The sequence below is a fragment of the Chitinophagaceae bacterium genome, assembly GCA_007695095.1.
Classification (GTDB): Bacteria; Bacteroidota; Bacteroidia; order Chitinophagales; family REEL01; genus REEL01.
Window position 1 is genome coordinate 23,114 of the sequence record REEL01000068.1, and the last position, 7,490, is coordinate 30,603.

Sequence of the window (7,490 nt, forward strand, 5' to 3'; positions counted from 1 at the left end):
GTTGTTCAATATTTTTTTAAAATTCCTACTTAGTTTGTTCCACCTGGTCTGCCCATAGTCATTGCTCCAAGCATATTACCATATACCTGATTCAAACTGGAAAGATTTTTAGATAGATTTTGCATTTCGGTTTTGTACGTTTTAGTATCTTCTACTGATTCATTCAAATTAGAAAGAGCTGAAGATAAACTTGTAGAGAAATCTTTCATTGTCTTCAAGTGATTACCGGTATCTTGTAATTCCATTTCGTACATAGCATTTAATGCCGAAAGATTTTTAGATACTTTTCCAACTTCTTCCTGATATGATTTTGTCTCAGTCGTCATGCTTGCTAATCCTGATACTGCTTCTGTTGCATTCATGTAAGCATTCTTCATTTCTGTAAGAGCTTTTGAAGCTTGTCTTGCATTTTCAGAATATTCCTGAGTTGCAACACCAGCATCTCCTATATCATTCAACTTTTCAATATTATTACCTAGCTTACCTAAGTTAGCTCCTAATCTTTCAAGTAATTCTGATTCAATTTTAGCTTTTTCAAGCACTGTATCCAACTCTTCAGTTATAGATTTAGATTTAAAAGATTTAGCTTCTGCATGTCCGCCTTTTTTAGCTTCCTCTTCTTCAGGAGATACATCCAAGTCCGGATATAACTTTTCCCAATAATAATCCTTGTGAGGAGGAAGTAAGCCCTGTAGTGCAAAAATGAAAGCTTCTACACTCAATCCTGCGATCAACATCGCACTAGCAAAAGGCCATGACTCAAGTTTAAAAAGTGCTCCCATCATAACGACGGCGGCGCCTAAACCGATAATCATGTTTTTTACACGTTTTCCCTTAGATGTTTCAAAAAAAATGGTTAATTGTCTCATTGCTTCAATAATGGTTTTGAGTAAACAAAATTATTTAATAAAAATAATACGTTAAATTGGTTTTAAAATTGATTATAAATAAAGCGGTTGTGTCGATATTTTCAAATAACGATATAAACCGTGTTTTTATTTTTTTCTACTTAATGATATAGGCTTAAAAAACTATTACTCTCCGTTTAATCATTAATAGATCTTCCAAGGAAAGTCAGTACATTTCTAAATCCTACATAAGATTTAGCAGTATCCTGATATTCATAAGAACGGGTTCCTGTTTGTAAGAAATATCCGATATCTTTCCATGAACCGCCTCTGATAACTTTTCTTTTCAAAGATTCCGGATCATCTTCTTTTGCATCATAGCGAATATCAGGATTCATATCGTGTATAAAGGAGTAAGATCCTTCATGAAATGCGGTAGATGTCCATTCAGCAACATTACCTGCCATATTGTATAGTCCGTAATCATTTGGCCAGTATGCATCAGCTCTTACAGTGTAAAATCCACCGTCTTCAGCATAATTACCTCTTCCCGGCTTAAAGTTTGCGAGTATACAACCTTTGGCATTTCTCAGGTAAGGACCGCCCCATGGATAAGGAGCTAATTCTTTACCGCCTCTTGCAGCATATTCCCACTCATGTTCAGTTGGCAATCTGAAAGGGTCATTGATAGCTTCGCCTCTGGCTGAGCGATAATCTACCCATATCTTTGTTCTCCAGGCACTAAATGCCTCTGCTTGCACCCAATTTACACCAACAACCGGATAGTCATCAAATGCAGGGTGCCAAAAATAGTTTCTTGTCATAGGTTCATTATATGAATAAGCAAAATCGCGTATCCATACCAATGTATCCGGATAAATTGCCGTTTCTTTTCTTACAACCAACTCTGAGCGTGGAACACCTCTTTCTCTGGCTGCTCTTTGCCAATCTACCCAATTGTATTCAAATATTAAATTTGTTACATCCATTTCTCTCAATCCCCAGAATTGTTCTTCTTCAGGAACAAATAAATCTTCCAACACCATCATATTCTCTTCATCATTCCAGTCCATTCTTCTCATGGCATCCCAATTTATTCGCTCGTCATCTGTTCCTTCTTCTATCAAATAATCACCGCCTAATCTCTTAGCAGCAATAGAGTCACGAACCCAATGAACAAATTGTCTGTATTCATTGTTTGTTATCTCTGTATCATCCATGAAGAATCCATGAATAGAAACTTGCTTGTGTCTTTGAATTAACGCATGATTCACATCCTGATCACTTGGTCCGATGTGTAAAGCTCCGGAAGGGATATATACCATACCGTAAGGGATGATATTATTCCAAGTTGGCCTTTCTTGTACACCAACTAATTGCCCACGGTTTCCACCTGAACAAGCAACCATTCCAACAGCTATAAATAGCAAGAATAACTTAAACAATCTAATCTTCATAATACTTCAGTTTTTCCTTAATAATACTTCTTCAAAATTTAAAAGAAGCGTAAAAATAGTTTTAATGTTTCAAAAATCAAAAAATCAACTGTAAATTTTGAATAAAGTTAGGAATATTTTCTCAGAAACAAAATTTGATAGTGATTTTTATAAAAACCTTGGGTTATAAATTATCTTCCCATCACCATCACCTGCTCTTAAATTTATCCGGTAATTCAATCCCACTTCATGAGAGCCAATGGTTTCTCTGGCAACATCAGACAATGGGTAATCAAAACTATAAGTCAAATTTAAATTTCTTGAAAGACTTAGTCCGGCTATTACCGCTAAAGCATCAAAACTACTGTCGTCATATCCTCTATACGTAAGTCCCGTCCAAAAGTTACCATTAAAATTAACTAATAAATTAAAATCTGCCTGGCTTTTTACTAAATCTGACTTAAATAAAACGGAAGGCTGTATTAAGATATTGTTAATCTCGATATTCCCGCCTGCCAATGCATAGTAATTTCTGCTTAGGCTAAAGTTTTGACCGTCAAATTCGTTATGCAAATTTATATCTAAGCCGCTTATATGAGTTGCTGATATGCCTCCAAAAAAACGGCGACTTGTATAAAAGGTTCCTAAATGAAAGTCAGGAGCTATTCCGCTTACATTTCCTTGTGGTAAAATATTGTCATTGTGTTGAATACTGCTACCTTCATAATTTCCCTGAGGCGTAATTAAATCACCTCCGCTTAATCGCAATTGATATAGTCCGGCTGAAGCACCTATATATAATGTACCATTTCCTACTCTAATTCCATAGTTATAGGCTAACATTAAATTAGATGTTCCCATCGCTCCCGCCATATCATTTTGAAAAGTGAGACCGATACCTCCGCCCAATACCTCAAGAGGACTATTGACAGAAAAAGCCTGAGTTGAAGGTGCTCCTTCCAATCCTACCCATTGACTTCTGTGAAGTAGATTTATATCCACTACATTTTCCAGACCAATTGCCGCCGGGTTAAATACAGACTTAACACTATTATACTGTGTTATCTGAGGATCTAATTGTGCATACATCACATTAGATATCGTTAAAAAGAACAGAACACTTAAAATTAATTTGTTCATATAATCACTGTCTGATTCAAAGTTTACTCTAAAATAGGAAAACTTTTAGATAAACGAGTAGCTTTTTAAATTATTTGATTTGATTATTATATAATGTATCTTCTAATAATTTTATAAACTCAGTTTCATTTTCTAAAGGCAAGCCGCAAACACCGGATTTACATAGATAGTAATTTTTCTGAGACTCTTTGTCATGCCTGCCTTCCAGCAATGGGATATCTTTACCTTTTAGCTTTTCATTATTCAATAAGGCTATTTTACCCGGATGATAAAATTTTTCAATTTTTCTAAGTGTTTTATTTTCCGGAACAACTATTTGACTTAACCCTTTTAAATAAAGTAAATAAACAGAGGCCCCTTTACTTAAGGCTGTAGTATAACTTATAATAGGGTTTTTCATTTTTTCTATCATTTTCATTGCCCTTTTGTTATAATTATAGTGATCGTCTAACATACTTAATTTAAAAAAACATTCTATTAATATGCTATTGGAAGCAGGAATGGCATTATCGAATATCTCTACTTTATCATACCCTGTGTTTTGATTTATGCTTGCGTAAAAAAACAATTCTTCTTTTTCATCTGAAAATTCTTTTACAATTATCTGTGCAATACTCTTTGCTTGTTCAATATAGATGTAATCCTGAGTTATATTCCATAGTTTTAGCGCTGCATCCAGTAAATAAGCATGGTCATCTAAAAAGCCAATTGAAGATTTTTTCTTTTTGTCAATCAACCTCAACATCATAGATGTCCGTTCATCTTTTCCATGTTTACAGATTATCTCAAACAATTCTACAGCTTTCATTTTTATTGACTCAATTTGAGTTGCTTCATAAGCATTAACTAAAGCAGATACAGCAAGGGCATTCCAGGAAACAATTATCTTGGTATCTATAGAAGGCTTAATTCTTTTTAAGCGGGCATCCAATAATTTCTTATGACCACTTTCCAGTAATTCATAGAAATCTTTTACTTTCAAACCAAAGTGTGATGATACATCATCCTTTCTCACTTCTGCATGTAGTATATTTTTACCTTCCCAATTACCGGAAGGTGTCATTTGATAATACTCGGCAAACAATTTCAATTCCTTACCAAGTATATCTTGCAACTCAGACCAATGCCATGTGTAATATTTGCCTTCTTCTCCTTCGCTATCTGCATCAATACTTGCATAAAAGCAGCCTTCATCATTGGTGAGCTTATTATTTAAAAATCCTATAGTCTTTAAAAGATAGTCTTTATAGTAAGGATCTCCTGTGATTTTGTATACAGAAGAAAGTAAATCAATCAGCAAAACATTATCATAAAGCATTTTTTCAAAGTGAGGGATTTTCCAATTTTCATCAACCGTATATCGGGCTATACCTCCTTCAAGTTGATCATAAATGCCGGCACTTAACATTTTGTCTAAGGTGAACTTCAGTTTATTTAAAAATTCTTTTTTACCTGAAGTGTAATAAAGGTTGAGTAGCAATTCTAGTGAAGAAAACTGCGGAAATTTCGGAGCTTGACCAAAACCACCATTTTCATTATCAAAATTTGAAATTAAATTAACTTGTAGCTTTTCAAAGATTTCGTCAAAAGTCATAAAGCTTTCCTCTGTGGACATCAATAGTTTTTCATCAATTTTCAAAATGTGTCCTTTTATTTTCTCAGACTGCTCTTCAAGCACATTTCTCTTTTGCTGAAAAGATTTTACTATTCCATTCAACAGCTGCATCCAGGAAGGCCTTCCTCCCATTTCAACCGGCGGATAATATGTTCCTGCCAAAAAAGGTCTTCCATCAGGCAGTAAAAAAGCATTCAGTGGCCAACCACCTTGTCCGGATATTATCTGTACAACATCCATTAGATACATATCGATATCAGGCCGTTCTTCTCTGTCTACTTTGATATTTACAAAATGTTCGTTCATGAAACGCGCAACTTTCGGATCTTCAAAGCTTTCCCTTTCCATTACATGACACCAGTGACAAGCGGCATAACCTATGCTGACTAAAATTAGTTTGTCTTGCTTTTTTGCCATCTCCAAAACTTCTTCAGACCAGGGGTGCCAATCAACAGGATTATATGCATGTTGCAATAAGTATGGACTAGTTTCATTTATCAATTTGTTGGGAGTGCCATTTTGTTTTTCCATAATTTCTGAATTTAACTTTAGTTGCAGAATATACTATATAATATGTAGGTAACTCTATAAATTAAAGTAAAGTTTACATTTTATTAAAAGAGTATTTCCGTTTTGAAATAAAAAAAACTATTATGACAGAAATAAAAAAATAACTACTTTTTTATAAGTTTTATTAGAGGTCTTTTTTTAGATTTGCCGATTAAAGCACATACTGCAAAAATATGGACGATTTATTAGACCATTATAAGAAAAAGCAACCACATATAGTTTTTGAATGGAAAGACACCGAAACTGATGCTACCGGTTGGATAGTGATAAATTCATTGAGAAATGGTGCTTGTGGTGGTGGAACCAGAATGCGAAAAGGTTTAAACAGATTAGAGGTTGAGTATCTTGCCAAAGTGATGGAAATCAAATTTACTGTTTCCGGTCCATCAATAGGAGGTGCAAAATCTGGTATAAACTTTGACCCGTCACACCCTGATAGAAAAGGGGTTTTAAATCGCTGGTTCCAGGCTGTAATCCCAATTTTAAAGAATTACTATGGCACAGGCGGTGACTTAAATGTAGATGAACTAAAAGATGTGATTCCAATCACAGAATCCTATGGCTTATGGCACCCTCAAGAAGGAGTCGTAAATGGTCATTTAAAATCTAAAGAAAAAGATAAAATAAAAATAATTGGACAGTTACGTCAGGGCGTTTCCAAAATCATTGAGGACAAATCATATTCTCCTTCCATTTCTCAAAAATGGACTATAGCTGATATGATAACCGGATTTGGTGTTGCCGCTTCATTGGAGGAATTTTATTCTATTTATAAAAATCAAAGTCTAAAAAATCAAAAAGTTTTGATCCAGGGATGGGGAAATGTTGCTGCTGCTGCCGGTTTTTATTTAGCCAAAAAAGGAGCATTAATTTGTGGAATTCTTGATAAAGAGTTAGGCTTGATTGATGAATCAGGATTGTCAGTAGAAAAAGTAACAGAACTTTTTAATAACAGAAACGGAAATCAATTAGCTGACCCAGAAGCTTCTTCTAATACTGAAATTGATAAAAAATTCTGGGATATTCCTGCTGATATATTTTTACCTTGTGCAGCCTCCAGACTTATAAATAAAGGTCATCTCGAAAGACTTTTAAAATCAGGTGTACACACTATTTCCAGCGGGGCAAATGTGCCTTTTGATGATGAAGATCCTTTTTACGGTCCAACAACAGCTTTTGCTGATGAAAACTTCAGCCTGATTCCTGATTTTATTGCAAACTGTGGTATGGCAAGGACCTTTGCATATCTTATGGAAAACGATATAGAAATTTCTGATAAAAACATCTTTAATGATGTTCAAAATACAATCAAGCAGAGTTTAGAAGAATGTAAAACTAAATCTGATAAGCTTCGTATGATAAGTCAAAACGGTTTACAAATAGCTTTACAAAAATTAATGTAACTAACACTTTATTAATGGAGGTTCCCCAATGTAATCTGCCGAAAAAGAAAAAAAAATCTCTACTGAAAATTGTAATGATTTTTTTTATTTCTTTATTTATAACTTGTGCCCCTGCTATTTTGTTGGGAAATGAAGTTAATGAAGATGACTATAATCTTTTAGAAACTGTAGTAAGCGAGCAGGAAGATGATGAATATAGCTCTCCGGCAATCTGGTCAGTAATTCCATTTGTTGTTTTACTATTGATGATAGCTACCGGCCCCTTGTTTTATGCGAGATTTTGGCATAACTATTTCCCTCATGTTGCTTCCGGTTTAGGAGCTGTAACCATGGTTTACTATCTGTTTTTTTTAAATGAATATCACTATCCCTTACATTCTGCTGCTGAATATTTTTCATTTATATCTTTATTAACAGCTCTTTTTGTGGCTTCGGGTGGTATTTTAATAAAAGTAAATAAAGCCGGGACTCCTTTTGT

The 7,490-nt window shown here is 34.3% G+C and carries 6 protein-coding genes; 2 read left to right on the forward strand and 4 right to left on the reverse strand.

Annotated features, from left to right (window positions below; all coding sequences use genetic code 11):
• Positions 1 to 29 precede the first annotated feature (29 nt).
• The 4 genes from gldL to EA412_02505 all read right to left on the reverse strand — a co-directional run bounded on the left by gldL (position 30) and on the right by EA412_02505 (position 5,570).
• Positions 30 to 869, reverse strand: coding sequence for a gliding motility protein GldL (gene gldL / locus EA412_02490; protein ID TVR81846.1), 840 nt, complete (start codon positions 867 to 869; stop codon positions 30 to 32).
• 176 nt (positions 870 to 1,045) lie between these two features.
• Entirely contained in the window at positions 1,046 to 2,305 is a 1,260-nt protein-coding gene (locus EA412_02495; GenBank protein TVR81847.1) for a gliding motility-associated lipoprotein, read from the reverse strand.
• A gap of 147 nt (positions 2,306 to 2,452) precedes the next feature.
• The gene (locus tag EA412_02500) at positions 2,453 to 3,424 is read right to left on the reverse strand and encodes a type IX secretion system membrane protein PorP/SprF (GenBank protein ID TVR81848.1); all 972 of its coding nucleotides are present in this window, start codon (positions 3,422 to 3,424) and stop codon (positions 2,453 to 2,455) included.
• A gap of 70 nt (positions 3,425 to 3,494) precedes the next feature.
• The gene (locus tag EA412_02505; protein TVR81849.1) at positions 3,495 to 5,570 is read right to left on the reverse strand and encodes a thioredoxin domain-containing protein; all 2,076 of its coding nucleotides are present in this window, start codon (positions 5,568 to 5,570) and stop codon (positions 3,495 to 3,497) included.
• 212 nt (positions 5,571 to 5,782) lie between these two features.
• Between EA412_02505 and EA412_02510 the strand changes: the two genes are divergently transcribed.
• Together EA412_02510 and EA412_02515 are read left to right on the forward strand one after the other, a co-directional pair.
• On the forward strand, positions 5,783 to 7,012 hold the full coding sequence (locus EA412_02510; GenBank protein TVR81850.1) for an amino acid dehydrogenase: 1,230 nt from the start codon (positions 5,783 to 5,785) through the stop codon (positions 7,010 to 7,012).
• Between the two features lie 74 nt (positions 7,013 to 7,086).
• Positions 7,087 to 7,490 (forward strand): citrate transporter (locus tag EA412_02515; protein ID TVR81852.1); only part of this gene is annotated, 404 nt, incomplete at its 3' end.

Coding starts and splice junctions, on each gene's coding strand:
- gldL (TVR81846.1), bottom strand. CDS start 869: ATGAGACAATTAACCATTTTTTTTGAAACATCTAAGGGAAAACGTGTA.
- EA412_02505 (TVR81849.1), bottom strand. CDS start 5,570: ATGGAAAAACAAAATGGCACTCCCAACAAATTGATAAATGAAACTAGT.
- EA412_02510 (TVR81850.1), top strand. CDS start 5,783: ATGGACGATTTATTAGACCATTATAAGAAAAAGCAACCACATATAGTT.
- EA412_02495 (TVR81847.1), bottom strand. CDS start 2,305: ATGAAGATTAGATTGTTTAAGTTATTCTTGCTATTTATAGCTGTTGGA.
- EA412_02500 (TVR81848.1), bottom strand. CDS start 3,424: ATGAACAAATTAATTTTAAGTGTTCTGTTCTTTTTAACGATATCTAAT.